The sequence below is a fragment of the Caldisalinibacter kiritimatiensis genome (assembly GCF_000387765.1).
Classification (GTDB): Bacteria; Bacillota; Clostridia; order Tissierellales; family Caldisalinibacteraceae; genus Caldisalinibacter; species Caldisalinibacter kiritimatiensis.
On record NZ_ARZA01000039.1, the window covers coordinates 19,114 to 45,493 of the forward strand.

24 protein-coding genes and 2 riboswitches are annotated in these 26,380 nt (G+C 31.0%); of the genes, 3 read left to right on the forward strand and 21 right to left on the reverse strand.

Annotated features, from left to right (window positions below; genetic code table 11):
• Positions 1-12: 12 nt before the first annotated feature.
• The 7 genes from L21TH_RS01145 to speD all read right to left on the reverse strand — a co-directional run bounded on the left by L21TH_RS01145 (position 13) and on the right by speD (position 6,557).
• Positions 13-759, reverse strand: coding sequence for a nucleotidyltransferase family protein (locus tag L21TH_RS01145; protein WP_006307009.1), 747 nt, complete (start codon positions 757-759; stop codon positions 13-15).
• Between the two features lie 6 nt (positions 760-765).
• The gene (locus L21TH_RS14160; RefSeq protein ID WP_006307010.1) at positions 766-1,464 is read right to left on the reverse strand and encodes a GntR family transcriptional regulator; all 699 of its coding nucleotides are present in this window, start codon (positions 1,462-1,464) and stop codon (positions 766-768) included.
• Positions 1,465-1,476: 12 nt separating this feature from the next.
• Positions 1,477-2,328 carry a 4-(cytidine 5'-diphospho)-2-C-methyl-D-erythritol kinase gene (gene ispE, locus L21TH_RS14165; protein ID WP_006307011.1) on the reverse strand — a complete coding sequence of 284 codons (852 nt, stop codon included), beginning with the start codon at positions 2,326-2,328 and terminating at the stop codon, positions 1,477-1,479.
• Positions 2,329-2,513: 185 nt separating this feature from the next.
• The gene (locus tag L21TH_RS01160; protein ID WP_006307012.1) at positions 2,514-4,076 is read right to left on the reverse strand and encodes a DUF3794 and LysM peptidoglycan-binding domain-containing protein; all 1,563 of its coding nucleotides are present in this window, start codon (positions 4,074-4,076) and stop codon (positions 2,514-2,516) included.
• A 269-nt stretch (positions 4,077-4,345) separates the two neighbouring features.
• The gene (gene speB / locus L21TH_RS01165) at positions 4,346-5,200 is read right to left on the reverse strand and encodes an agmatinase (protein ID WP_006307013.1); all 855 of its coding nucleotides are present in this window, start codon (positions 5,198-5,200) and stop codon (positions 4,346-4,348) included.
• The gene (gene speE, locus L21TH_RS01170; RefSeq protein ID WP_006307014.1) at positions 5,187-6,041 is read right to left on the reverse strand and encodes a polyamine aminopropyltransferase; all 855 of its coding nucleotides are present in this window, start codon (positions 6,039-6,041) and stop codon (positions 5,187-5,189) included. Before speE ends, speB begins: the two co-directional genes overlap by 14 nt.
• A gap of 93 nt (positions 6,042-6,134) precedes the next feature.
• Positions 6,135-6,557, reverse strand: coding sequence for an adenosylmethionine decarboxylase (gene speD, locus L21TH_RS01175; RefSeq protein ID WP_006307015.1), 423 nt, complete (start codon positions 6,555-6,557; stop codon positions 6,135-6,137).
• A 341-nt stretch (positions 6,558-6,898) separates the two neighbouring features.
• On the opposite strand from speD, the gene L21TH_RS01180 reads away from it, so the two are divergent.
• Together L21TH_RS01180 and L21TH_RS01185 are read left to right on the forward strand one after the other, a co-directional pair.
• Positions 6,899-8,143 carry an NAD(P)-dependent oxidoreductase gene (locus tag L21TH_RS01180; protein WP_006307017.1) on the forward strand — a complete coding sequence of 415 codons (1,245 nt, stop codon included), beginning with the start codon at positions 6,899-6,901 and terminating at the stop codon, positions 8,141-8,143.
• 131 nt (positions 8,144-8,274) lie between these two features.
• Positions 8,275-8,458: riboswitch (Lysine riboswitch) on the forward strand.
• Between the two features lie 147 nt (positions 8,459-8,605).
• Positions 8,606-10,180, forward strand: a complete 1,575-nt coding sequence (locus tag L21TH_RS01185) for a Na+/H+ antiporter NhaC family protein (protein ID WP_006307019.1) — start codon at positions 8,606-8,608, stop codon at positions 10,178-10,180.
• Positions 10,181-10,223: 43 nt separating this feature from the next.
• Here L21TH_RS01185 and L21TH_RS01190 read toward each other — a convergent pair whose 3' ends face one another.
• The 10 genes from L21TH_RS01190 to spoIID form a co-directional block, all read right to left on the reverse strand.
• Positions 10,224-11,420 carry a coiled-coil domain-containing protein gene (locus tag L21TH_RS01190; protein ID WP_006307021.1) on the reverse strand — a complete coding sequence of 399 codons (1,197 nt, stop codon included), beginning with the start codon at positions 11,418-11,420 and terminating at the stop codon, positions 10,224-10,226.
• Between the two features lie 37 nt (positions 11,421-11,457).
• Positions 11,458-12,633 (reverse strand): S-layer homology domain-containing protein, encoded by a 1,176-nt coding sequence (locus tag L21TH_RS01195; RefSeq protein ID WP_006307022.1) that lies wholly within the window; start codon positions 12,631-12,633, stop codon positions 11,458-11,460.
• 128 nt (positions 12,634-12,761) lie between these two features.
• Entirely contained in the window at positions 12,762-13,829 is a 1,068-nt protein-coding gene (locus L21TH_RS01200) for a TasA family protein (protein WP_006307023.1), read from the reverse strand.
• A gap of 21 nt (positions 13,830-13,850) precedes the next feature.
• Positions 13,851-14,507, reverse strand: coding sequence for a SipW-dependent-type signal peptide-containing protein (locus L21TH_RS01205; protein ID WP_006307024.1), 657 nt, complete (start codon positions 14,505-14,507; stop codon positions 13,851-13,853).
• An 80-nt stretch (positions 14,508-14,587) separates the two neighbouring features.
• The gene (locus tag L21TH_RS01210) at positions 14,588-15,100 is read right to left on the reverse strand and encodes a TasA family protein (RefSeq protein ID WP_006307025.1); all 513 of its coding nucleotides are present in this window, start codon (positions 15,098-15,100) and stop codon (positions 14,588-14,590) included.
• A 210-nt stretch (positions 15,101-15,310) separates the two neighbouring features.
• Positions 15,311-15,883 (reverse strand): signal peptidase I, encoded by a 573-nt coding sequence (locus L21TH_RS01215; RefSeq protein WP_006307026.1) that lies wholly within the window; start codon positions 15,881-15,883, stop codon positions 15,311-15,313.
• 88 nt (positions 15,884-15,971) lie between these two features.
• A complete protein-coding gene (locus L21TH_RS15185) occupies positions 15,972-16,043 on the reverse strand; it encodes a hypothetical protein (RefSeq protein ID WP_423219125.1) in 72 nt (23 codons plus the stop codon).
• Positions 16,044-16,162: 119 nt separating this feature from the next.
• Positions 16,163-16,984 (reverse strand): L,D-transpeptidase family protein, encoded by an 822-nt coding sequence (locus L21TH_RS13650; RefSeq protein ID WP_006307027.1) that lies wholly within the window; start codon positions 16,982-16,984, stop codon positions 16,163-16,165.
• 246 nt (positions 16,985-17,230) lie between these two features.
• On the reverse strand, positions 17,231-17,497 hold the full coding sequence (locus tag L21TH_RS01225; protein WP_006307028.1) for a Veg family protein: 267 nt from the start codon (positions 17,495-17,497) through the stop codon (positions 17,231-17,233).
• A 243-nt stretch (positions 17,498-17,740) separates the two neighbouring features.
• Complete coding sequence (spoIID, locus tag L21TH_RS01230; RefSeq protein WP_006307029.1) at positions 17,741-19,174, reverse strand: stage II sporulation protein D; 1,434 nt, start codon at positions 19,172-19,174, stop codon at positions 17,741-17,743.
• 519 nt (positions 19,175-19,693) lie between these two features.
• Between spoIID and L21TH_RS01235 the strand changes: the two genes are divergently transcribed.
• A complete protein-coding gene (locus tag L21TH_RS01235) occupies positions 19,694-21,496 on the forward strand; it encodes a heme NO-binding domain-containing protein (protein WP_006307030.1) in 1,803 nt (600 codons plus the stop codon).
• 71 nt (positions 21,497-21,567) lie between these two features.
• Here L21TH_RS01235 and L21TH_RS01240 read toward each other — a convergent pair whose 3' ends face one another.
• The 4 genes from L21TH_RS01240 to L21TH_RS01255 form a co-directional block, all read right to left on the reverse strand.
• Positions 21,568-23,022: an aminotransferase class I/II-fold pyridoxal phosphate-dependent enzyme gene (locus L21TH_RS01240; protein WP_006307032.1), complete on the reverse strand. Its 1,455-nt coding sequence runs from the start codon at positions 23,020-23,022 to the stop codon at positions 21,568-21,570.
• A gap of 166 nt (positions 23,023-23,188) precedes the next feature.
• Positions 23,189-24,121, reverse strand: coding sequence for a magnesium transporter CorA family protein (locus L21TH_RS01245; RefSeq protein ID WP_006307033.1), 933 nt, complete (start codon positions 24,119-24,121; stop codon positions 23,189-23,191).
• Positions 24,122-24,379: 258 nt separating this feature from the next.
• Positions 24,380-24,544, reverse strand: a riboswitch (M-box (ykoK) riboswitch).
• Between the two features lie 246 nt (positions 24,545-24,790).
• Entirely contained in the window at positions 24,791-25,690 is a 900-nt protein-coding gene (locus tag L21TH_RS01250) for a hypothetical protein (RefSeq protein WP_006307034.1), read from the reverse strand.
• 94 nt (positions 25,691-25,784) lie between these two features.
• Positions 25,785-26,207, reverse strand: a complete 423-nt coding sequence (locus tag L21TH_RS01255; RefSeq protein ID WP_006307035.1) for an amidase domain-containing protein — start codon at positions 26,205-26,207, stop codon at positions 25,785-25,787.
• Positions 26,208-26,380: the final 173 nt, after the last annotated feature.

Below are 26,380 nucleotides of genomic sequence, written 5' to 3' on the forward strand. Positions count from 1 at the left end.
AACGAACCGGGTTCATCGTTCCAGCCAAATATACTTCTCAGTCATCTCAATATCTTCAGGCTTATCTACATCATTACCTATTTCTGCATAATCGCTTATAATTGCCTTTGGTTGTATCCCTAATAATTCTGATACTCTTTGCTCAGCTGTTTTTATACTTACTTTACCTGTTGAAAACTTCAATAAAAATTTAAATCCAAGTACTCTACTCATCTTCAATGGATTTTTTCTATATTCTATCATTTTTTTTGCTACATCTATTGTACTATCTACTATACTAGGATTAACTATAAACATATTTCCACCAGTAAATAGACCTTCCTTTAATCTAGCATAAGTCCTCTTAGCATCAGGATATTTTTGAACACATATATTTTTATTTATTATAGGATAATACAAGTCCGCATCAGTTTCTAATGACCTATCTACAAAATCCTTTACTGCCTCTCCTGTAAGTAAAGGTATATCACTAGTAGTTATCATCACTTTATTATCACTCTTAAAATAATTTAATCCAACAATAATGTTATCTAAAATAGAATCTCTGCATTTAATAATCTTATCTACATATTTTAAATCAATGTTTTCAAAATCCTTTGGCTCACCAACTACTACTATCTGGTCTACTACTTTCGAATGCTTTAAGGCATCAATAACATATGAAATCATAGGTTTCCCCTTTATATTTACAAGCGCCTTATTCATTTTATTTTGTAATTTTATATTAGACCTTCCAGCCAGAACTATTGTATTTATCATTTCTTATTATTCCCCCGAATCTTTTCTATCTAATAATCCTTTTACCTCTTTTACTATATAATTTTCAGCGTTCTCTATATGCTGTTGTGCATACATCCTAGCTTTTTCTACGTCTCTATTAGATAATGCATCAATAATTTTCTGATGCTCTTCAATAAGTGATTCAGATTTATTATATTCAGTGATATAAGTCACTCTAAATCTCTGTATTTGGTCTTTTAAACCTTCTGCTATACATATAAGCTTTTCATTTCTTGTAGCTTTAAAAATAATGTCATGAATCTCAGCATCTTTTTTTATCATCATTTTAATATCACCATTTCTTAAGGCTTCATTAAACTCTTCTGACCTTTTTTTCAAGTTTTTTAACTCTTCTTGTGTCATTCTTTCAGCTGCTAATGAAGCTGCAAGTCCTTCAAGGGATGCTCTTATCTCTAGGATGTTCATTATGTCTTTTAATGATACATCTGCTACATATGCTCCTTTTCTCGGCATCATAATTACTAATCCTTCTAGCTCTAACTTTCTTATAGCTTCCCTTACAGGCGTTCTACTTACTCCTAACTTATCTGCAAGCTGTACCTCCATAAGTCGTTCCCCTGGCTTTAACTGACCTTCTATTATTGCTGACTTTAATGTTTCAAAAACTACATCCCTAAGGGGCTTATAATCATGTAATTTAAGATTAGTTAAATCCTGTGACATATAAATTCCTCCTTAAAGTGTCTTTACCACATGTACTGTATCTATATGCTTACTTAATTCAGCTTTACATTTTATTGCATCATCTTCATTTTTAAATATACCAAAAACTGTAGGTCCACTACCAGACATCAAGCTTCCTAAAGCTCCATATTGAATCATCTTATCTTTTATTTCTTTAATTATCGGATATTCTTTAATTGTTACAGTTTCTAATACGTTACCCATATTAGTAGCTAACGATTCTAAATTATTCTCTTCTATATACCTTATTATATCATTTGTATTTGGCCTAAAATCTATTTTGTTTAATTCCAAGTTTTTGTAAACATATGCTGTTGAAACAGATATGCTAGGTTTAGCTAATAAAATTAATTTATCTGAAAAGCTACTAAGCTTAGTAAGTTTTTCTCCAATACCTTCAGCAAGTGCTGTTCCTCCCATTATACAAAAGGGCACATCTGCTCCTATTTGTGCAGCAAGCTCCATGAGCTCTTTCTGTGAGATATTTAAACTCCATAATTCATTTAGTCCCTTTAATACAGCGGCGGCGTTTGAACTACCACCTGCTAATCCTGCAGCTACAGGAATATTTTTATCGATTTTTATATATACACCTTTATCTATATTATATCTGTTAGATAAGAGCTTCCAAGCTTTATATACAAGATTGGTAGAATCAGTAGGTACTTGAGGATGATTAGTTTCTATTATTACTTTATCTTCATTATCCTTTAATGTTATTATATCTTTTAAATCTATTTGCTGCATTACTGTCTTTATTTCATGATATCCATCTTCTCTTCTTTTTAAAACATCTAGACATAGATTAATCTTAGCAAATGATTCTATTTTAATTTCAGCCATAACACCAGCTCCATTTCTATTATAGATTTATAATTTCGTTATTATAATCTATTATATCATTTAATACAAAATACAAAATACTGAAAAAGTGGCTTAAGATGTTTTGGGGGACAGGGGACTGGGGACAGAAAAACAATTGAGAATTTACAATTATAAAATAAAAAAGCGACCTATCGGCCGCATATTTAAAATTCAAAATCTATATTTTTTTCTATTATTATTTTTTCTCCTGGCATAATATTGTCTGGATTAATTATATCGTTTGTCTCAACTAATTCTTCTACTGTTGTATTATATCTTTTAGCTATATCCCATATTGTGTCTTCTTCTTGTACTATGTATATAGTAATACTTGGTCTATTAGCTTTGTCTATATTATCCTGAAGCTCTTCTGCTTCTGTTACAATACTTATAGTCTTTATGCTATTAACTGAAACATCAAGTTTAACTGTTGCTGTAACTTCAACTTCATGCTCATTTGATTTATTAAAACGTACATCTTCTAAGACCATGTCTATTTCTGAATCCATTCCATCTTCAATTCCTTCAATATCTACATAAGATTTGAATGGAATCTCCTGCTTCATATTCTTCATTTCGTCGTCTTCTCCTGAATAAAGCATATCTGTACTTAAAAATCCCTCTACTATTACCTTTTCTTCTATTATTCTGTAGTCAGTTAACATTGGTTTGACATTTAAATTATAGACATTATTTATGCTTTCTTCTGATACTTCAATTGTACTGTTAATTACTTCTTTAGCTGTATTTCTTCCAACATTCTCAGTAACCTCTATTTGTTGTTTCTTTACATCTATTTTCTTATTTGTAGAATAAGTGTCTACTGTAACTTCCTTTTCATTATGCTCAAATACTTTTGCAGATATATCAACAGTTGATTCTACATCTATTATTCTCATATTTCCGTTTATATTTTCTCTAGTTTCGTAATTAACTTCTCCTGGCTCTAACTTAACCCTACTCATCATTTCCTTTGTAGCCCCTGGAACTTCTACAAAATGTGTAAATGGTATCTCATGTCTTATATAATTAATCTTACTTTCTTCGTCATCTCCTAAATACATTATAGAATACTCTGCTAAACCCGCTACAATTACTTTATTGTCTACAATTTTAACTTCTCTCTCATATACTTTGGTATCAACTCTTAATATATCTAGTATATCAGGATAATCTTCGTCTATTTCAAAGGCTTCCTTTACTAATGTACTAGATGAATTAATACCTACTACATCATCATATTTAATACTTTCTTTTAATACTTGAACTCCTTGTGACCCCTTTATATCTTTCACGATATCTATATTACTTGCAGCCTGTACTTTACCCTCTAGTTCTATAACTGTTTTTACTGATATTACATTTCTATCTTCAAGATTATAATCAATGTGCTCAACATGAGCCTTTACGTCTCCAATCATCTGTTCATTAACGCCTTCAATTTCTATTTCTTCCTCAAATTCCTTTGACGCTTTAAAGCTATGAATTGGTTGTTGTTCATCCTCTGCATCATACAATACCTTGAAGTCAACAGCTCCGTTTATTAAAATCTTATCTTTAATTATATTTGTTCCTGTAATTCTAACATCTCCATCTATTGTTAATATCTTATTTATTTCTGGTTTGTTCTCTGGTAAAGTTATCTTTCCGTCAATTAAGGGTTGTGCCTGATTTTTACCTATCATTTGGTCTATTCTAAGCAAATCCCTTATAAGTTCAACTGACATTCATTTGCCTCCTCTCTTTTATTTATGCTAATAATTGCACAATTAAACAATCTATTATATTACTATATACCTATGCGTAATAATATGTTAAAATGTCCAAAAAAATTACTTTTTTTATAAGAAATCAAGAATGCTGATTTCTTAGGGGACAGGGAACTAGGAACAGAAAATAAAAAAAGCCTATACGATATAAATATGATACCTTCATATCGTATAGACCTTCTTTTTGTGGAACGATGAACCGGGTTCGTCGTTCCGTCGTCATTTCTTTATTTGTGTATAGCCAGCACTAATTCCCTCAACACCTTACAAGCTACTGCTGTTGAAACTCCACTTGCATCGTAATGAGGAGATAGCTCAACTACATCAGCTCCAACTATATTTAATTTCTTAATCTTTGATATTATATCCATCATATCATTAAAAGAAATTCCTCCAGGCTCTGGTGTACCTGTACCTGGAAAAACAGATGGGTCAAATACATCAAGGTCTATTGTAATATATACTGGCTTATCGCCTATAGTTTCTATAGCCTCATCTAAACCTTCATAATTAAACTTAGTTAAATTAGTATGCTCTTTAGCCCACTGAAATTCCTTTCTTTCTCCAGATCTTATTCCAAACTGATATATTCTATTATCTCCTACAAAATCCCATACCCTTCTTATAACAGAGGCATGTGATAACTTTTCTCCCATATATTCTTCTCTAAGGTCTGCATGGGCATCAAAGTGTAGAACATATAGGTCATTATATTTCTCATATACAGCTTCAATTGCTGGATAACTTACTAAATGCTCTCCACCTATCATCACTGGTGTCTTTCCATCTTCTACTATACCTTTTGTAAACTCTTTTATATCCTTCATTACTTTTTCAGTATTCCCAAATGAAAGTTCCAAATCTCCTGCATCAAATATATTTGTATCCTCTAAATCCATATCTAAATATGGACTATAGGTCTCTAGCCCATAGGATTCATTCCTCATTACAGACGGTGCAAACCTAGTTCCAGGTCTAAAAGAAGTAGTTCCATCAAATGGAGCACCAAACACTACTAATTTAGCATCAGAATACTCACTATCAAATCCTATAAAAGTATGAACATTCTTATTTAGTTCCATTTTCTATCATCTCTTTCACATATGTTGGAAGTGCAAAAGCTCCTACGTGAATATCTGTATTGTAGTATTTTGTTTTAAGATTTAAGCTATTCCATCTATCGGCATCAAAATCTTTAATAGGATGTAACTTCTTTGATGCAAATCCAAATAGCCAATGCCCTGATGGATAAGTAGGCATATGGAATTGATATACTTCTACTGTCGGGAATATATCCTTTAGTTTGCCTGTTGCCCTTATCATTGCCTTTGCATCTCTTTCATAATATGGACTTTCGTTTTGATTTACTAATATACCATTCTCTGTAAGAGCTTTAAAGCAGTTTCTATAGAATTCTCTAGTAAATAATCCCTCTCCTGGACCTATTGGGTCTGTTGAATCTACTATTATTAAATCATATTGATTTTCTTTATCTTCAACAAATTTAATACCGTCTTCGAAATATAAAGTTACTCTTTCATCATCAAGCTTATTTGATGTTATTGGTAAAAATTCTTTTGATGCCTTTACTACTAGCTCATCAATCTCAACCATATCTATTTTTTCTATAGTACTATATCTTGTAAGCTCTCTTACTGTTCCTCCGTCTCCTCCACCTATTACTAATACCCTTTTGATATCAGGATTTGTAGCCATAGCAACGTGGGTAATCATATCGTGATATATAAACTCGTCTTTTTCTGTAACCATTACTAACCCATCTAATGTCAATATTTTACCGTACTCATAAGTATCTATAACGTCAACTTGCTGAAATGGACTCTTTTCTGAATAAAGATGCTTTTTTACTTTCGTTGAAAATTTAGCATAGTCTGTGTGCTCCTCTGTATACCATAACTCCACTGTTTCTGCCTCCTTTTCTACCTATGAAGTTTTTAATATAATAATTTTCTAATGAACTTTTTATTTTTATGTCAATAAGTTCATGTAATACATTTACTCATCTTTTGCATCAGGTTTAAACTTAACATCTGTTAATTCTTCATCAGAAAAATGTTTTATTTTATCTACTAACCCTCTTGGTACTTCTAAAGTTTCAGTTTTATCTGCTTCTAGCTTTTCTTTTAGATACTTAAACGCTACCCATGGGTCAACATCGTCACCACAAGTAAATAAATCTACTGCTGCATATCCATATTCAGGCCATGTGTGAATAGTTAAATGTGATTCTTGGATTACTACTACTCCACTAACTCCCCAAGGATTAAACATATGAAATACGCTTTTTACTATAGTAGCATTAGCTTCAATTGCCGCTTCATTCATATATTTTTCTATCAATTTATGGTCGTTTAAAATATCTTTGTCGCAGTTGTAGAATTCTGCTAAAATGTGTCTTCCTAATTGCTCAATTTTCATTTTCATTTCTCCTCTCTTTTATTGTTTTACAATTTATAACTTATAGTTAAAATTACGAATTATTTTCACTACTAAGAAAACCAATACTATATTCTATGTTTATAATTGCTAAACATAGAGTCAAAAAAATAATCAATTTATTTAATAAAGATAAACTTTTAGTTTACATATAATAAATATACTACTTTTTTTAAAAATGTCAATAGTTTTTTAAAATGTATTTTCACTTTGTTTGAGTGTAATTTTTTACCTGTTTTTTTACAGCTTATTAGTTGTATTTTTTTTTAAACATATTATATTATTAATATATAATAAATTAATAATCTTAGGAGATGGTTACTATGGAAAGACATATTATCGAAGAAGCTCGCAGATGCCTTCAATGTAAAAAACCGATGTGTAAAGAAGGTTGTCCTGTAAGCACTTCTATTCCAGAGGTTATAAAACTATTTTTAGATGGTGATATAAAAAAGGCTGGAGAAGTTCTATTTGAAAACAATCCTTTATCTGTTGTTTGTTCCCTTGTATGCCCACATGAAAATCAATGTGAAGGCCGTTGTGTTCTTGGAAAAAAAGGTAATTCAGTAAAGATTAGTGCTATAGAAAACTATATATCCGACTACTATATAAACAGCGTTAATCTAGAAAAAGAACAAAATTTAAATAAAAGAATAGCAATAATAGGAGCAGGCCCTGCTGGATTAACAATATCGTTCATATTGGCTTTAAGAGGATATAAAATCACCATATTCGAAGCTCACGACAAAATAGGTGGGGTATTAAGATATGGAATACCTGATTTTAGACTACCAAAGGATATTTTGGAAAAATTAAAAGAAAAACTTATAGAACTGGGAGTAAAAATAAGACCTAATACCCTTATCGGACCAGTACTAACATTAGATGACCTATTTAGAGATGGATATGAGGCAATTTTCATAGGTACAGGAGTATGGAATCCTAATAAATTAAATATTAAAGGTGAAAGTCTAGGGCATGTACACTATGCTATTGATTATTTAAAAAATCCTGATGTTTATGATTTAGGAAAAAAAGTTGTTGTAATTGGAGCTGGTAATGTTGCAATGGACGTTGCAAGAACTGCTTTAAGAAAAGGAGCAAAAGAAGTCTATATAATGTATAGAAAGGGAATGGAGGATATACCTGCTACTAAATATGATTTAGACTATGCTATAATCGATGGTGTCAAATTTGAGTTATATAAATCACCTATTGAAATAACAGATGAAGGAGTTAAATATGTAAAAACAGAAAAAGTTAAAGACGAAAATGGTAAAGATAAATTAGTTACAATGAAAAATTCTGAAGGAATATTCTATGCAGATTCTGTTATTGTAGCTATAAGTCAAGGACCTAGAGCAAACATAGTTTCTAATACCACAGGACTAAATACAAATCAAAAAGGACTTTTAGTAGTAGATAATTGTGGTAGAACTACTAGAGAGGGAGTTTTTGCATCTGGTGATGTAGTTACAGGTGCTAAAACAGTCGTAGAAGCAGTTAAACATTCAAAGCGTGTAGCTGAAGCTATTGATATGTATATAAGAGGAAAAAATAGATGCTAGATGACGTAAGAGATGACGTGATTGAAACTCTTCCAAATATTAGAATAAGAAAAAGTGTTGACACAATTTTTCCTCTATGGTAGACTTTTAACTAATAAAAATTTAATACAAAATACCTCATCCCTTGGAAGGGGTGAGGTAGAGGCGCGGTATCTATCAGTAACTATATGGAGGCCGGAAACCATTGAAGTATAGTGAAAGGAGCTGCCGCCGAAGTCTCAAGTATCCAAAACTTGAGGCTGGGCCTGCATCGAATAGGTGTAGGACTGTCATCAGGGTAATTGCCCGTTATTCTGATGGAGCGCTATCTCACACAATGGGCCACAAGGAGGGATGGGTATGTATTGGTTATGTTATTTGAACATAAGCACCTGATACATATCAGGTGCTTTTTTATTTGCAAAAAATTATATAAATACTAATTTGCTAAATACTTAATTTAAAATAAAGGAGGAATTATAAATGGAATTTGGATGGTTATCTATTTTACCACCTATCATAGCAATTATTTTAGCATGGGCTACTCAAGAGGTACTATTGTCTTTATTCATAGCTATTTTTATAGGAGCAACAATTTTAGCTAATGGAAATCCATTAATAGGGTTTACTGAAACTCTTAATAATTATATAGTAGGTGCATTAACAGACTCTTGGAATGTATCAATATTAATCTTCTGTCTAACTATCGGTGGACTTATAGGAGTATTAAGTAAAAACGGAGGGACAAAGGGAATAGCAAATCTTATCGTTTCTAGAGCTAAAACTAGTAAATCTACTTTATTTAGTACTTGGCTTATGGGTATACTTATATTCTTTGATGATTACGCAAACTCACTTATCGTAGGTAACACTATGAGAAGTATCACAGATAAAATGAAAGTATCAAGAGAAAAGCTAGCATATATAGTAGATTCAACTGCAGCACCTATATCTAGTATTGCTTTAATATCAACATGGGTTGGTTTTGAAACTGGACTTATTAGAGATGGACTTACCAAGATAGGAGTTGACCTTAACCCTTACAATGTTTTCATAGAAACAATTCCTTTTAGATTCTATAGTATATTAGCTCTTGGTTTCGTTCTTGTAATAATCTTTTCAGGAAGAGATTTTGGACCTATGGCAAAAGCAGAAAGAAGAACTTATACTACAGGAAAAGTTCTAGATGATGATGCAAAGCCTTTAGTTAGTGATGAAGTTAGTCAGCTTGAATCTTCAACAGAAAATGAAAGATGGTATAATGCAGTAATACCTATACTATCGGTTATAGTTATTACAATCATAGGTCTTTATGTAAACGGTGGAGGACTTGAAGGTAAGGCTTTAACAGATGCCTTTGGAGATGCTGATGCAAGTGTTGTTCTTCTTTGGGCATCCATAGGGGGTACAATTATAGCAGGTGTAATGAGTTTAGCTCAAAGAATCCTTACTATCAAAGAAATAATGGACGCTTGGGTAACTGGAGTTAAGTCTATGACAACTGCCGCAATAATATTAGTATTAGCTTGGGCTTTAGGTGGATTGAATGACCAATTAGGAACTGCAGAATTTATAGTATCTGTTGCTAAAGGCTCAGTACCAGCATACATGATACCTTTACTGATGTTCATAATCCCTGGTATAGTTGCATTCTCAACTGGTTCATCATGGGGAGCAAACTCAATTGTTATGCCATTAGCTATACCTTTAGCCTTTGAATTAGGTGGAACAGAATTATTAATTCCAGCTATAGGAGCAGTTTTAACTGGAGCAGTTTTAGGAGACCACTGTTCTCCAATATCTGATACTACAATCATGTCATCTATGGCTAGTGCATGTGACCATATGGCCCATGTAAAGACTCAGTTGCCATACGCTATAGCTGTAGGGATAGTATCTATAATAGTAGGATTCATCCCTGCTGGATTAGGATTTAACCCATGGATATCATTGTTAATGGGAGCAGTAGCTTTAATAGCAATAGTATACTTCTTTGGAGTTAAAGTTGATGAAGAAGAAAGGATATTGGTAGGAAAATTTCAAAGTGTAGGTGAGTAAAAATATTATTATCAAAAAGTAGCCCTATAATAGGGCTACTTTATTAATCACCATATACATCCTCAATAACAGTGTCTTCATCTTCAGTAGTTAATTCAGAAATTATTTGCTCTAGACGTCGGTTTTCTTGTCTTAAATTCCTATTAATGCGTTTTAAATTTTTATATTTCTGTGTAAGTTCTTCTACTTCGTTTGTAAGTTTTTCATTATCATCTGTAATATTTTTAATTATTTCATCATTTTTTAATTTTTCTTCTTCCATTTGATTTACTAAATCAATTAGCTTTTCATTTGATTCTTCAATCAAAGTTTTCTCTTCGTTTAAAATTTCATTTTCAGTACTAATTTCTTCTATTCTACAATTTAATTCAGATATTTTTATGATTTTATCATTTAAATCGGAAACTAACTTCTCTATAGTACTATACAAGCTATTAATATGACTTAACAGCTTAGGAGTAATAATATTAATTATCTCTTCTTGTTCATTACTTAGTTCAAATCTTTCCACATCATTTTGCACTAACATGCTACTATTTTTCATATCAAATCTTTTATCTGAATCCTCAGACTTTTTAACCGAGTTTAAAGATACCTTCTGCTGCTTTTTATTATCTTTGTTTATATCCTCTTGCCATTTAATTTGTTGTGCCACATATTTTATTATTTTCACAAAATCTTTACGTATGCTTTCGTCATTTGACCTGTTTTTCCTTTGTGCTTCTTCCTTGTCTATTTTAGCCATAAACTTATCCATAAGATAAGCTTTACTAAATTCAATTTCTCTTTCTTCATCTATAAATTCATTTAGGTATTTAAATTTTATTTTTCCTTTTATACTATTTTTTTTACTAAGTGCTAATTTTATAAATTGATATAGGTTTACATCTACATCAATTGGAGCAGTATACTCATTTTCCTCAAGTTTAACAGGATTAATGTGTAGTATATAATCTTTTACATCACCTTCTAGTTGAAAATATATTATAGGATATGTTGTTAAATTATCGTTCTTTTTAAGAATAATTTTATCTGGGTTTTTACTATTAATTTGTATTTTATCAATTATATCTTCAGTTGTTGCAGCAGTTACCTTAAACTCTTTAGTAACTCTATCTGAAAACCAAGAGTAACTATCCATATTATTTAATAGCACAACTGAAACTATAACTCCCCCTACTAAAACACTTACTGTTTTTACTACAATCCTTTTCATTCTCAAGTTCTTATCATTTTTCATTTTATTAATATCACCTCCTTGTAAAATAAACCATACTTCAATTTATGTGTTTTTCGTGATAACCTAATAGCTTACATATCATAGTAAAGGCTTCTGCTCTAGTCACTTCATTATTAGGCTTTATAGTACCATCAGGGTATCCTTCTATGATTTCATTTTTAACTCCCGCTTTTATATATTCTAATGCCCAAGTACCTATGTCGTCTTTATCGTCAAACTCTAGTTTTAACTCACCTTCACTTGTTTTGTTAAATCCTCTCATAAGTATTGCCATCATTTCTTCTCTAGTTATATGATTATCTGCTTTAAATAATTTACCAGGATAACCTGTAAATATATCTTCTTGTGTTGTAGAGATTATATAGCCTCTCGCCCAATTAGGTATTGAATCAAAATACCCTGTAAATGTACTGTCTTTTTCTTCTAGCCCTAATGCTCTACCAATCAATACAGCAGCTTCTGCCCTTGTAATATAGTTCTCTGGGCGTATGGTTCCATCAGGATAGCCTTTTATTATCCCTTTTTGTATCAATGTTTCAATACAGTCATGGGCCCAATGGTCATCAGAATCCTTTGTTTCTGTCTTTTTATATATAGGATTTTCGTGAGCATTTATCATGAAATCCACAGTAGCTTTAAGACCTTGTAGCTCATTTCCTGCATTTTCATCCATATATACTGTGTATTCTAAATCTATATAGTCACCTTTATCTATATTAAATCTATCAAATATAGGTAAATCATAACCCTTATATTGTTCATGGTCTTTTTGATAAAGCATTTCAAGAAAACTTTTGTTGTAAATTGTATTTGTAAAAATAAGTGTTCTACCTTTTTTAATAGTAAGTTTCATGTTTTTGGCAAATAATTCATACAATTGTCTATCGGTAACAGATACATATTCTCCATCTCGTAATTTTTCCAATGTCATTCTAAGACTTAAATTATTGACTTTTATTCTTTGAGAATAATTATTATAAAGCCTCAATACTCCACTTTTAGTTACCCCTGGAGCCCAAAGCTCATTTCCAGCCATATCTCCCTTTGAATGAAATATAGGTCCACCATTGGATTTTTCTCCGTGTATATATAAAATGACATCTGGTTCATCATTAGCATAGGCTAGGTCTACCCCTGTTGTTGACAAAAAACTAATGAACATAGTAAAGGTTATTATTGCTGATATTATTTTATTTTTACAACCTTTTTCCATCCATCCACCTCCTGTTTATAAGACTCAGAAGTACTCAATCTTTGAGTCCTTTTGAACCCTATAAACATTATTAAGGAAGCCGAGCCGAAGCTCGGCTTTATAAGAGTTTTTAATTAGGTAAATTGAATTTACTCATCAAATGACCAATATTGAATTGGTAAGCTTTGAATTGTACTTTTATCAGGAAGGCTTGGATTATTTGAATCTTTATATTGTGTTCCTGATAACTTTACTTCTATACCTTTCCAGTCAGATGGAAATACATTTCTATTGATGCTAATTCTGTCTTTTTCTACATTCCAGAGCACATCATAAGTATCTAAATCAATAGTTTCACCTGTAATCATATCATGCACAACTATTGACTCATCGTAGTGATTCCTAGTAATTTTCCACCAAATAAATGTCTCTTCTGTTTGCCATCTTTCTTCAGTTATTTCTACATTAGGATCACCAGTTTCATGCTTAATCATAACTTCATAATATTCAAAGTCACTATCATCCGGATTCCAATCCCAGTCAAACTGTACATAATCCCTAAAGAAAGCTTGATGATTTCTTCCTTGAACTCTAAAGTTACTTGTAGATCCCATATTGTGCCATGTTTCATCTGGTTCTCCTTGTATAGGGGTTTCCGATTGAGTTGCATGAACAGTTAAATCACAAGTCATACTTAAACCTTGATACTGATTTCCTGCATTAGTGTCCATATATGCGGTAATCACCATATCTTGAGTATCATTAGGCTCAATACCATAAATAGGGTCAAAGTATCCACCATTTTCCTCAACTAATTGACTTAGCTTTCCAGAGTATACATGTTCTCCACCTATTGTTATATCTATCATTAACACTTCATCAAGAATAGTGTCATCTTTCTCATTATCTGGATTATTATCTACTAAATCTGATGCAGTAATTCTATATAAATAAAATGGAAGTGAACCTACATTTTTAAGTACTGTAGTCTGGATTTTCTCAGGTGGCTCACCTGGCTCCATGTTATCAAAGGTTACAGTTGCAAATTTGTTAGCTACATCTTCACCATCAATTACCCCACCCAAGGTTAAAGTACCAGTCTGGAATGTGTTCCCAGTACTAGTTGCTTGACTTGTAAACCATGCCATTGTGCCTACTCCTGCCATAGCAAAAACTATTGCAAAAGCTAATACTAAAATAGCAAATCTTTTTTTCATCTATATCTCTCCCCTTTATATCTATTCACCTATTAAATAACCTACTGCGTTATCATTATCCTGAGTAGCATGGATAGTTAAATCAACAGTTGCTGATGTTCCTTGGATAATGTTTCCTGCTTCAGTACTCATCTCTGCTTGAAAATCTAATCTAATAACTTCAGATGGATCTGTACTTGGCTGTACAGTAATATATTGAGAAAATGATTGTTCTGAATTTATTAAATCTTGCAAGCTACCACTATATAATTCTGTACCTTCCCAATTAACTGTAATTATCATATTTTGTGCAAAATGACTTTGAGCCATCTCTGGATTTGAATGACCTTCTGGAACTATGAATTCTTCAATATCAGCTGAAATACCATATAGCCTAGCTGGCAAGCTTCCACTGTTCTTTATGGCTAAAGTCCTTTGTGTTTCGTCATCTGGTACTTTCTTCCCTGGGTACCATTCACCAGTTGCATATTTGTTATTCCAATTTTCATTACTATAACTAGTAGCAAATAAAGGCATAGGTATTTCTCCATATGGTGTAGTTTCTATTTTAAATTCACCTACATCAAATGTATTACCTTCACTTGTAGCTGAGCTTGTAAACCATGCATATGTTCCTATACCACCAAGGACCCCTAGAGCAATAACTGCTAGCATAATTACACTTATTTTAAATCTCATTTATTCACCACCTTATTTAAATTAACATATAGCCGGAATTACTTCCGGCCATATGTTAAATAAGATATTTATACAGTTAATTATTGAGCCCAACCAGTATTTCCTGTTTGAGTTGCATCAAATACAAAAGTAAATGTGGCAGATTCATCTTGATAGTCGTTATTTGCTTCATCAGGAAGTTTAAATTGTACTGTAAATGTACCATCTGAACCAGCTGCTATTTCTCCTAAGTCAACATAAGCTAATTGATTAATGTCTACAAAATCTGCACCATTTACACTTATTTGAAGTGGTGTATCTCCATCATACAAAATATTATCAGTTAATGCTTCTACACTCATTCTGTATTTAAAATCCAATGAACCGCTATTATGAACAGTAATTGTCTTTTCTTCTGACACCCATGATGGATAAATATTATCTACTGTCATGTTAGCAGTTAATGCACCCGGATCATCAATAACTAATGTACCAGTTTCAAATACATTATTTTCACTAGTTGCTTGACTTGTAAACCAAGCAAATGTTCCCATACCTACACCAAACGCCAATAAACCTACTAATACCAAACTTAAAATCATTCTTTTTTTCATTTTCCAATTTCCTCCTTTAGACCTATTTAATATTTTTAGAATTTTGAGATATAATAATTTATGAAGGGTTTTAGTGAGCTCTTCATTTTTAGGGCGGGTTATCTCTGCACAGATAGCCTACCCTTTTCACTTTTATACCTTTCTTTTGAACACCCCCTTTTCTAATAGTCTTTAGTTCCCTAGATATATAAGCTATGTATAATGTTACATCTATTGGTCCACATTATCCCATAAATCGGAAGATTCTTTATTGCTTTCTTCCTCTATTTGAGATAACATGGTTTTTACCTCTCCAATTATCAAGAAAAATAAAGGTAACAAAATTAAGAATATAAATCCCTTTGGACTTCTAATAAAATTTGCTATATATCCACCCTTTGGAATATTAAAAGCCAAAACACCTACTACTTGGTCTGTTGATACTAATTTACTGTCTTCTACATTATTGGCATCCCCTTGAGTTTTAAACATTATTTTATTATCTTTTTTAATTATCTCTATAACCCTGTGGGTTACTAGTGTACTTTCACTTACTTTATAGGTAATTACATCTCCTACTTTAATCTTAGTTGGGTCTATTTCCTTAGCTACTATCATATCCCCTGGTTCAAGCACTGGTCTCATACTACCTGTTAAAACAGACATAGGTTTATACCCTAATATAGAAGGTATGTAGTTTGGATTATTTTTATGTTTAATATTTGAATAAAAAGTTGATATAACTACAATAACTAGTAAAACTAAAATAATATTACCTATCCATTTAGCTATTTTTTTAGTCACTACTTTCATCCCCTTTACGTTTCTATTCATAAAACCCTTATGTATTATTAGTATTTATATGAAAATTTATACAATAAGCAATACACTGTTAATATATGTGTGTACAGGCAATATTATTCTTCTTATTTCCTAGACAAGAACAAAATCGGCTAAAGCCGATTTGTTAGTTATTAGCTTTTGATTCAGTTCTTAGTTCCTAGCTCTCAGCTCTTAGGATGATAAATGCAAATATACTTTCTTAGCAATTAAAAAAGACTTGGGGAATTTCCCAAGTCTTTTTTAATATATCAGCACCAATGACCCTTCAGGCACATTTTCATATATAAATTTTGCCACATCAACAGGTAATCTTATACAACCATGACTTGCAGGCTGTCCTAACTTTTCAGCCTCTTCTTGTATAACTTGTCCATTTTTATCATATGGTACAGAGTGGAATAGATATACCCCTTTAAATCCAACCCAATACTTAAAGCCTTGATTGAATCTCGGTATATATGCCCATTTTCCTCTTCTTCCCTTTTCTATTTGAAATATACCTCTAGGTGTGAAATGGTCCCATAATCCACTAGAGCCTATCGATTCCTTTACGAGTTGTCCATCTTTATAGATTCTAAGAGTTTGGTCTTGATGAGTAAAAACTAATGCATATCCTTCTATATTCTCATTGTATTCATGTGGAGGAACTTCTTTAGTTCTTACATATCTTGCATCAACATAGCCTTCAGTCCCATCTTCTAATCTTACTTTAAACCACCCATAGGGAACAGTCTCTATAAGTTCAATCTCTTCTAAATCCTTCATCTTATAAATAACTTCACTTTTCTTACTCTTTTCTTTATATACTTCAACTACTTTATCCCATTCTAAAGTGTCTAATGCTTGTCCTATATATTTTTTTGCCTCTTCTTTATCTTTATTCTCTTCATTCTTTCCGTCATTTTCAGTATTAGCGGTGTCATTTAACTCCTTTGAAGCCTCTTTATCGTCTTCAACAACATTTATAGTTTCCTCTACATTAGGCTTTTGAAAACCTTCGTTTTCACACCCAACTAAAAGCAAAGTCATACACATCAATAAAATAAACAATCTAATTTTCATAGAAACTTATATCACCTCTCTGAATATTAATTAATATAATTATATCAGAAAAAAACAAAATCGGCTAAAGCCGATTCGTTAGTTAGTAGCATTTGATTCAGTTCTTAGTTCCTAGCTCTCAGCTCTTAGGATGATATCGGAAAAAATTAGGCTATTCGCTGTTCGCCTTTAGCTTTTCCATAATATTGTGGGGTGAATGCACCAAAAAGTTAAACCTCCAAATACTGGAGGTTTACTGATACACGGTTAGCTTATTTGTATTTTCCTTTCTTCGTCACATACAGTCACTTCTACTGTCTCAGTTAATATATCTGAATAACTATATGATACTCTTCTAACTGAATTATATCCTCCGTCAATCTTTACTACGAATATACTAGGATAAGCGCTCTCTAGAATACCTTCTCTTATAGTAGTCTTTTTTCTACCTTTGTTTGCCTTTAGTCTAACCTTTTTCCCTATATGGTTCTCAACATTAGCTTTAATAGTTGAAAGTGGGTTTTTGTTTGCCAAAAAATCACCTTCCTTTAGTGTATGCATATAAATTTTACCATATTTCTGATTAAATGTCAAATTTCGAACCTTATATTGTACTATTTTATAAATACTCTGTCAAATGCAATAGTTAGCTAAAAATACAAAAAAATTATGGTCAAATCCCATACATGCTAGATAATAGTACGTTTTTTACATTTATTTAACATAATAAAAAAATAAATTAAAGTAGGAGACTTACATTTCAATCATCTTTAATTACTAATATTTATAATATGTCACAATACCCTCAGATATAGATTCCGCAACTCTGTTAATATATTCACTATCCTTTAGCTTTTCCTCTATTTCAGGATTAGTAATATAATCTAGTTCTATCCTTAATGAGCTAACTCCTATCTGTCTAAGAAGGAAAAAATCTGCAACCTTCACACCTCTATTTACTATACTCAGATTATTAACTAAACTCCCCATTATAGCTTTTCCTAACGCTTCACTATCTTTATCATTTCTATAATAATATATCTCACAACCATGTATTGAAGGATTTGAAAAGGAATTTAAATGTATACTAATAAAAAAATTTGGCCGTATTTTATTTGCCAACTTTACCCGCTCACTAAGGGACATATACTCGTCCTCTTCCCTAGTCAAATATACATGTGCTCCTAACTGTTCTAATCTATTTTTTAATTTTTTACTTACATTTAATACAACATCCTTTTCTCTTAATCCTGTAGGACCTACAAAGTCCTGGGATTTCTCTCCTCCATGACCAGGGTCGATCATTAATATTTTTCCACTTAAAGGCTTGTTTATACATGGTATCTCATATTTCTTTATTTCGACACCAGTATAATAATAATTTATAATATCATCATAACTATATCCTTCTATAGCCATTTGATTGCCACCATATTGGCATAATCCTAGCCCATGACCCTTTCCTCTAGTATTAAATCTTATAGTAGCTGGCGTAACACTAAATTTAGTAGAGTCAAGCCCCAATAGCTCCATCACATCTTTACCTTTAAGCTTCTTGCCACCTATCTTTATTTCTCTAACTCTACCACTTTCATCCTTTTCTATTCCTTCAACAAATCCCTTTATTTCTGTTTTCAAAGAAGGTTTTAGCTTAGGAAAATTTATATTCAATCTTTCCTCTATATCCTTTAAGGTAAAATCTTTATGTCCATCCCAATTAGGTGAGTTAGAACAATAGTTACATAATACTTTTCTCAAATATACGACTCTATTCCCTAAAACATCCTCGGAATTTTCTGTCGAACCCCCACACGTATCGTGAAATTTTGGGTCTATCGGCTTATTATTTATAGTAATAATTAGTCCTTCAGTTTCTTTTATAGCTCTATTTAATTTTTCCATATATTCATTGTAATTATCCTTCCATGTTTGTCTAAGATAACTATCATCCACTATATCTATACAATGTCCTTCATCGCATATATCACAATCTTTATATTTTGAACATCCAGGCCCTCCAAAAGCTCTACATTGTCTCACTAATTGAGTTCTTGCAATTATAGCCTGTACTTTTATTAGTTCTATGTGAAAGCTCAAAGGAACCTGAGCAGGAACTATCATTTTTAATAAATTTTCAATAGATTTCGTCATAATTTTATTTTCTTTATGAGCAAATACTTTTATATTAACCAAACTATTATTTCCGAACATTCTTGCTAACCTCCCATTCCAAACATCTACATATCAACTTAAGTCAATAAAATAATATATATAATAAGGTGATTAACCCTTGATTTCTCAATATTTTAATAATCTATAATATAAGTCCCCTACTTATATCAAAACAGAACAAATAAACTTAAAAATATTTAATTTCTCAATTATTTGGGTATATATTGATATAATACATGATATGTAATCCTTTAATCCCTTGTGCATGTATTAATAACCAGTCTACAGATATCTGTAAAACATGACAATATGTACGTACTATTGCCTAGAAAATATTATATTCTTGTTAATAATGTAAAAAGATAGTTAAATCTACATATTTCATAAAATGTTACTAGAAAAAGAAGGATTATTGTCTTATTATATTTAATTTATAAATATGTATATTTCTACACAATGGACAACCTTTCTATTTTGTTTTATCATCATTGAATATATTGATAAAAATTGTAATTATATGTAGATAAAATTATACCTACGGAAGGGGGACTTTTATAAATGAAAGGAACAATAGTTTCAGCTTGGATAAAAACATGTAAAAAGCTTTATGGAGAAGTTTTAACTGAAGAAGCTATGAAGGCAGCAGGTTTAGAACCAAACAAGTTATTTAAACCTACAGAAGATGTAGAAGATTCAGTCGCTAAAAAGATGGTAGAATATATAGCAGAAAAACAAAAGAAAACTACTTATGATGTGTGGAAAGAGATAGGATACGATAACATAGTAACATTCTCTAATGATTATCCTGCATTCTTCGAACATAGAAACTTATATTCGTTCTTAAAGTCTATGTATGATGTACATGTAGTTGTGGCAAAGAGAATCCCAGGGGCTAACCCACCAATTCTAAAAATTAAGGCTATAAGTAAAAATAAAGCTGAAATGACTTATAAATCTTCAAGAAAAATGTTTGGATACTTTAACGGTATACTAGAAGGCGCTGCAAATTTTTATGGTGAAAAAATAGAGGTAAAAACTATTGACCAAAAAGATGATTTTATAAAGATACATATAACCTTCGAAGATAAAATTTATAATTATAAATCCTATAAAATAAATAAGCTTTTATCCCTAGGCTTTATAAAGAAATTTGAAGGTAAACTAGCAGTTGCTTCGCTTCTTTTTATAGGAGTGCCTTATGTTATAGCATCAAATTTCCTTGATACTAACGTAACTACAGGAGTAACTTTAGCTTTAACTGTACTTGTTCCGTATATATTTGGTAAATTAATGCTTTTACCTAAGAGAAACATCATATCACAGCTTAAAGACTTAAAAGAAAATAACTATGTAGAAGAAAACGAAATAGCTACTAATGACTTTTTCGAGGATATTAATAAGTTGATTAATGAATATAAAGATATAATAAAATCCGACTTTGTAGGCTTTAAAGGGTTAACCGATGAGCTTCATGTATTTAGTAATACATTTAATGAAATATCAGCTAATATGAATACTACATCAAAGGAAATATCTGAAGTAGTAGAACAAGTTGCTCAAGGAGCTGTAGACCAAGCTGACCAAACTGAATCAGCTGCATATTTACTAAATAATAATATCAGCACTTTAAATCAAATAGTCGATAATGAAAATAAAAGTAAAGATGACTTAGAAAATGTAGTAGAAAAAATAAACGAAGGATTTAAAGAATTAAAGGACAGTTCTAATAGTTTAAGAAATGTACTTAATCAGTTTTCTAAAGTAAAAGAAGATAGCTTTTCATTACAAAATAGAGCTAAAGATGTTACTAAGATAGTTGAAACAGTTGAAGCTATAGCTGAGCAAACTAATTTATTAGCACTAAATGCAGCTATAGAAGCATCGAGAGCTGGAGAATTCGGTAGAGGTTTTTCTGTAGTAGCTGAAGAAATTAGACAATTAGCTGAAGAATCAAAAAATGCAGTTAAAAGCATAAATGAAAATTTAGTATCTTTTATTAATGAAATCAATTCATTAGTAGAAAATATAGAATCTCAATATAGTGTGTTAGAGGGAGAAAATCAAAGGTTATCTGTTGTTGCTGATAACAGTTCAGCTAGTGTTAATGATATACAAAATGTATCTAACTCATTAATACAAATGATAGAACAATTAACCAAAGAAACAGAAGCTATAAACCAAGTATCACAAAATATAGAGTCACTAGCAGCTATAGCAGAAGAGAACTCTGCTTCTTCAGAGGAAGTAAGTTCAAATGTAACAACATATGCATCTGAGCTTCAAAGAATGATAGAAAACATAGAAGAATTCCAGAAGGTATCAGAAGAGTTTAAAAAGGATTTGACAAAATACAAAATATAGAGAACAAAGTCAACTTCGTCGATTTGTTAGTTATAGGTAATTAAGAGGCAGCTTCGAAAAGCTGCCCTTATTTATACCCCTAGAACCTTAATATTTTCAACATATGGGTCTTCTGTTCCCTGTAACAAACTATGCTGATTCTTTAAAAATTTAATATAATCTATTATTTCTTTGCTTATTCTTTCCCCTGGTGTTACTATTGGAATACCAGGAGGATATGCCATAATAGACTCTCCACTTATTTCTCCTTCAGCCTCTTCTAATTTAACAACTTTTTTTCTGCTATAAAAAGCATCTCTTGGTGAAATTATTACTTCTGGATTTTTTAATATCGGTCCTTTATTGAAAGTTATCTTTTGCTTTTTATATTTTTTACTTATATCCTTTAATGATTCAATTAATGAATCAATAGATTCTTTTGTATCTCCAACACTTATTATAGCTAATATATTAAACACATCTCCTAATTCCATCTGAATATTATATTCATCCCTAAGAATATCATACACTTCAAATCCAGTTAACCCCAATCCTGAAACATTTATTGATAGCTTTGTTTCATCAAAGTCAAAAACTCCAGGAGAACCAATTAATTCCTTACCAAATGCATATAATCCATCTATTTTATTAATTTCTTCTCTTGCATATCTACTTAATTTTAACACTTTTGTTAATATCTTATCTCCATGTACCGCTAGCATTTTTCTAGCCACATCAATACTTGACATCAAAAGATAAGATGCACTTGTAGTTTGAGTTAAATTCAGTACAGTCTTTACTTTCTTAGGGTCAATTAAACCTTCTTTTAATAACAATAGTGAGCTTTGAGTAAGGGAACCCCCTGTCTTATGAAGGCTTACTGCACACATATCTGCACCTAACTCTATAGCCTCAGGTGGCAGTTCTTCGTGAAAACTAAAATGAGCTCCATGGGCCTCATCAACTATAACAGCTATACCATATTGATGAGCTAATTTTACTATCTCTTTTATATCTGAAGTTGCCCCATAATAAGTAGGGTTTATAATAAATATCGCCTTTGCATCAGAGTTTCTAACGATTGCTTTTTCTACTTCTTCTAAAGACACACCCATAGCTATTCCTAATTCATAATTTATTTCTGGCTGTATATATACAGGTTCTGCTCCACTTAATATAAGGCCATTTATTGCAGACTTATGTGCATTTCTTGGTAAAATAATTTTATCTCCAGGCTCACATACGCTCATTATCATTCCTTGCACCGCGGCTGTAGTCCCATTAACAATAAAAAAAGCATGGTCAGCCCAATAAGCTTCTGCTGCTAAATCTTCGGCTTCTTTAATCACACCTATCGGATTACTTATATTATCTAAACACTTCATAGAATTTACATCTATCTCTAATACTTTATCTCCTACAAACTCTGCAAACTCTTTTAATCCTTTTCCATGTTTATGTCCTGGTACATCAAAGGGAATAACTTGCTTTTTATAGTATTCCTTTAATGCATCAAATAACGGTGTCTTATTTTGATTTGCAAACATAATTAATCACCTTCTTTCTATAAACATATACAAATTAAATATAGAATACTTATTTTAATATATAATGTCAATGGATAAAAAATACAATTTAAAATTAGTTTAGCTATTGGTCACAAGACGTAAAAGATGACATACTAAAAAAAGATTCGGCTCATACCGAATCTTTTTAGAACATATTTCTCTTTGCTAAGAATACAGCTACTATAACTGAAACTATAACTGAAAGCCCTACTATTGTTGAAAAGGCATATGGTGAATTCTGAAGTGGTAAAGCTACATTCATACCATAAAAACTAGCAAACATAGTTGGAATAGCCATAACTATAGTTATAGATGTCAATATTTTCATTACTATGTTTAAATTATTAGATATTACTGAAGCAAATGCATCCATCATTCCACTTAAGATATTACTATAAATATTAGCCATCTCTATTGCCTGTTTGTTTTCAATAATTACATCTTCTAATAAATCTTGGTCATCTGGATATAGCTTCACTGCATCTGTTTTTAATAATTTTTCTAAAACTATTTCATTTGCCCTTAATGAAGTTGAAAAATAAACCAAACTCTTTTCTAAATCTAATAATTGTATTAGTTCTTTATTTTTCATTGACCTATGAAGCTGTCTTTCTATCTCATTACTCATTTTATCTATCTGTTTTAAATAAAGTAAATATCTAGTAGCCATTCTGTATAATAATTGCAACACAAATCTAGTTCTCTTATAAGTAAAGAAAGATCTAACCTTATTCTGCTCAAACTGTTGAATTATATAATTTTCCTTTAGACAAATCGTTATTATATATTTTCCTTTTAATATAATTCCTAATGGTAATGTGGAATAAACATATGAGCCCTCATATTCTTCTACTATGGGAATATCAACTAAAATAAATACCTGCTCATTTTCTACCTCTATCCTTGAACTCTCTTCGTCATCTAATGGTGCCTTTAAAAAATCCATTTCTACACCAAGATTTTTATGAATTGACTGTATCTCTTCATCTGTAGGTTTTATAAGGTTTATCCAACACCCTTCTTCAAATTCATTTAATTCTAATAACGAACCCTCTACCGTCTTATATATATTTAACATCTTAGACACCTCACAATGTTATATTTCCCCGAATATTCCTCTATTATATAAAATGATACAGTCGTTTTTCTATTTAACTAATTTATATTAACTGTGACACTGTTGGGATATGATGAAAATAGAGAAGTATCCCGGGATGCTTTTTATTAAATTGTCTGTATTATTACACCTACTAGGCCCTTCATCCATTTTCATCACTCCCTTCAAATTTGTTTATACACAAATAAAAAACCCTTTCATACAGATGAAAGGGGCACATATTCTCCTAACACCTGTTGGGGTTTGGCACTATATAGCTTAGGATAAAACCAGCCACGTTATGTATAACCTTTCCGATTATACATGTTCAACCCATTGGCATCTCTAGATGTTTCTGGGCAGTGGCGTATTTCTATATAGGAGCCTCGCCTAACCAGGTTCACATTCTTAAGTTTTCTATTTATATCTTATTTCATAATATGATTTTTTTCAACCCTTTAGTACATGGAATACAGTGTAAAATCAATTTGACTATTGAATACTAGACGTTATGCGGATGAAATGACATATAACGACGTGTAGAGTAGCTCTATTGACATTAGGTTAATTCGATTAAATCCTCATCAGCAATAATAAATTAAATAGATTGAGTTAATTAAGACTTTTATAAAAAGTTCATCTGTTACTTTGTTAGTTATTACCTTCTTTACTTCCTGTGAATCTTATTTCGACACATGGGTTGTCAATTTTATATTCCCCTTCAAACAAATTAAACGTTTTTATGCTAAAAAATTTAGATGGTTCTTTTAAACTAATTTTAACATAACTATTACCAGACTCTTCATAAAAATCAACAGAGCTAAAATAATAATTGTTTTTAAAATCCTTCTGATTTTGTTCATATAAATTACTACTTAGTTTTGTATTCTTAAATGAAATAATTATTTGATTTTTTTCTTCATCATAATTTGTTTCCATAGGAGGTATATCTAGAAAACCTGCATAAAATATGGATTCATAACCTTCTTGTGGCTCAAACATAATCTGTATTCCATTTAAAGTATCTGTTACTTTAGCAATAATTTCATGTTCTTTACTTCCAAGAGCAACTTTTTTATTAATTGGAAAATTTATTTCTTTATACTCTGCAATAAAATCATATTGGGATTTAACATTTTCAGTATTTCTCTTGCAGTGTATTTCAAAGGGTGCACTTCTTAAAGCACTTTCTGAGTGTTTTCCGTTTGCTACTAACACTATATAGTTTTCATTTATTATTTTGTATGATTCAATAAAATAATCTTCACTGGGTAAAATATCCCTATCCCCTGTTTTTAAGTTTACCAATTCAAATCTGTTGGCTAAACTTGAAATTTGACTTTCAATTAAAATATAATCTGTATCATTTCTTTTAAATTGAAATATATTAACTATTTTGCTTTCTGAATTCTCATATTCATTTTTTATTTCTTCTATTGTTAGTATATTTTTACCATCTATTAGATTACTGTTTGTTGTTTTGTTGTTCTTCACTAAACAACCTGTAATCATTAATAAAGATATTAGTATAGAAAGTAATTTTAATCTCATAAATACCTCCTCTAATCTACCCACTTTATATAGACTATCTATTAGTTATGATAGTTGTAATTTTTTAACTTAATTAGTTTTTTGTGAATAATAACTAAAGTATCGAAAAAAGAAATCCATAAATATTTATAAACTCAAAATCACTTGGAGGAACTGCTACTCCACCATAAAGAGCTTTTAAGTTATGATTTTTACGATTATTAGTATGTGCACTAATATAAATTTCATCCCAATCAGTATAACCATCACCATCGTTATCAGTGATCTTAGTAATAAACATTACATGTCCTGGGTCATAAACATAGTCCCCAATTTTCATATATGTTGGTTCTGTATATGATATACCTTGTATACCATAATCATTCTGAGATTTATTGTTCAAAATCCAATTACGGAAGTCAGAAGTAGATGTCCAATTCCAATCATATTTACCATCTGCCCCAACTTCTCCAGTTGTATTAGCCCACCAATCTTCTGTCATAGGCTTATCTTTATTAGCACTATCTCGATCAAACATGCTTGCCGGCATTCTTTTGACTTAAAGGTTTTTGTTTGGTAGTCTCGTATACAACATCTTTCCCACTCCTTTAAATCTTGCTCCAATTTTTCCTGGTAATAACAGGTTGTGTAATTTATCATATTTCTTTAATTTTTTAACTATAGAATTAATCTATGTTTACTAATTAGTTT

Excerpts from the sequence above, each read along its gene's own strand:
- L21TH_RS01205 (WP_006307024.1), bottom strand. The coding sequence starts at position 14,507 with ATGAGATTTAAAATAAGTGTAATTATGCTAGCAGTTATTGCTCTAGGG.
- L21TH_RS01200 (WP_006307023.1), bottom strand. The coding sequence starts at position 13,829 with ATGAAAAAAAGATTTGCTATTTTAGTATTAGCTTTTGCAATAGTTTTT.
- L21TH_RS13650 (WP_006307027.1), bottom strand. The coding sequence starts at position 16,984 with ATGAAAATTAGATTGTTTATTTTATTGATGTGTATGACTTTGCTTTTA.
- L21TH_RS01255 (WP_006307035.1), bottom strand. The coding sequence starts at position 26,207 with ATGTTTGATCGAGATAGTGCTAATAAAGATAAGCCTATGACAGAAGAT.
- speD (WP_006307015.1), bottom strand. The coding sequence starts at position 6,557 with ATGAAAATTGAGCAATTAGGAAGACACATTTTAGCAGAATTCTACAAC.
- speB (WP_006307013.1), bottom strand. The coding sequence starts at position 5,200 with ATGGAACTAAATAAGAATGTTCATACTTTTATAGGATTTGATAGTGAG.
- ispE (WP_006307011.1), bottom strand. The coding sequence starts at position 2,328 with ATGGCTGAAATTAAAATAGAATCATTTGCTAAGATTAATCTATGTCTA.
- L21TH_RS01185 (WP_006307019.1), top strand. The coding sequence starts at position 8,606 with ATGGAATTTGGATGGTTATCTATTTTACCACCTATCATAGCAATTATT.
- L21TH_RS01145 (WP_006307009.1), bottom strand. The coding sequence starts at position 759 with ATGATAAATACAATAGTTCTGGCTGGAAGGTCTAATATAAAATTACAA.
- L21TH_RS01195 (WP_006307022.1), bottom strand. The coding sequence starts at position 12,633 with ATGGAAAAAGGTTGTAAAAATAAAATAATATCAGCAATAATAACCTTT.
- L21TH_RS01160 (WP_006307012.1), bottom strand. The coding sequence starts at position 4,076 with ATGTCAGTTGAACTTATAAGGGATTTGCTTAGAATAGACCAAATGATA.
- L21TH_RS01240 (WP_006307032.1), bottom strand. The coding sequence starts at position 23,022 with ATGTTTGCAAATCAAAATAAGACACCGTTATTTGATGCATTAAAGGAA.
- L21TH_RS01250 (WP_006307034.1), bottom strand. The coding sequence starts at position 25,690 with ATGAGATTAAAATTACTTTCTATACTAATATCTTTATTAATGATTACA.
- L21TH_RS01210 (WP_006307025.1), bottom strand. The coding sequence starts at position 15,100 with ATGAAAAAAAGAATGATTTTAAGTTTGGTATTAGTAGGTTTATTGGCG.
- spoIID (WP_006307029.1), bottom strand. The coding sequence starts at position 19,174 with ATGTTCGGAAATAATAGTTTGGTTAATATAAAAGTATTTGCTCATAAA.
- L21TH_RS01190 (WP_006307021.1), bottom strand. The coding sequence starts at position 11,420 with ATGAAAAATGATAAGAACTTGAGAATGAAAAGGATTGTAGTAAAAACA.
- L21TH_RS14160 (WP_006307010.1), bottom strand. The coding sequence starts at position 1,464 with ATGTCACAGGATTTAACTAATCTTAAATTACATGATTATAAGCCCCTT.
- L21TH_RS01235 (WP_006307030.1), top strand. The coding sequence starts at position 19,694 with ATGAAAGGAACAATAGTTTCAGCTTGGATAAAAACATGTAAAAAGCTT.
- L21TH_RS01180 (WP_006307017.1), top strand. The coding sequence starts at position 6,899 with ATGGAAAGACATATTATCGAAGAAGCTCGCAGATGCCTTCAATGTAAA.
- L21TH_RS01245 (WP_006307033.1), bottom strand. The coding sequence starts at position 24,121 with ATGTTAAATATATATAAGACGGTAGAGGGTTCGTTATTAGAATTAAAT.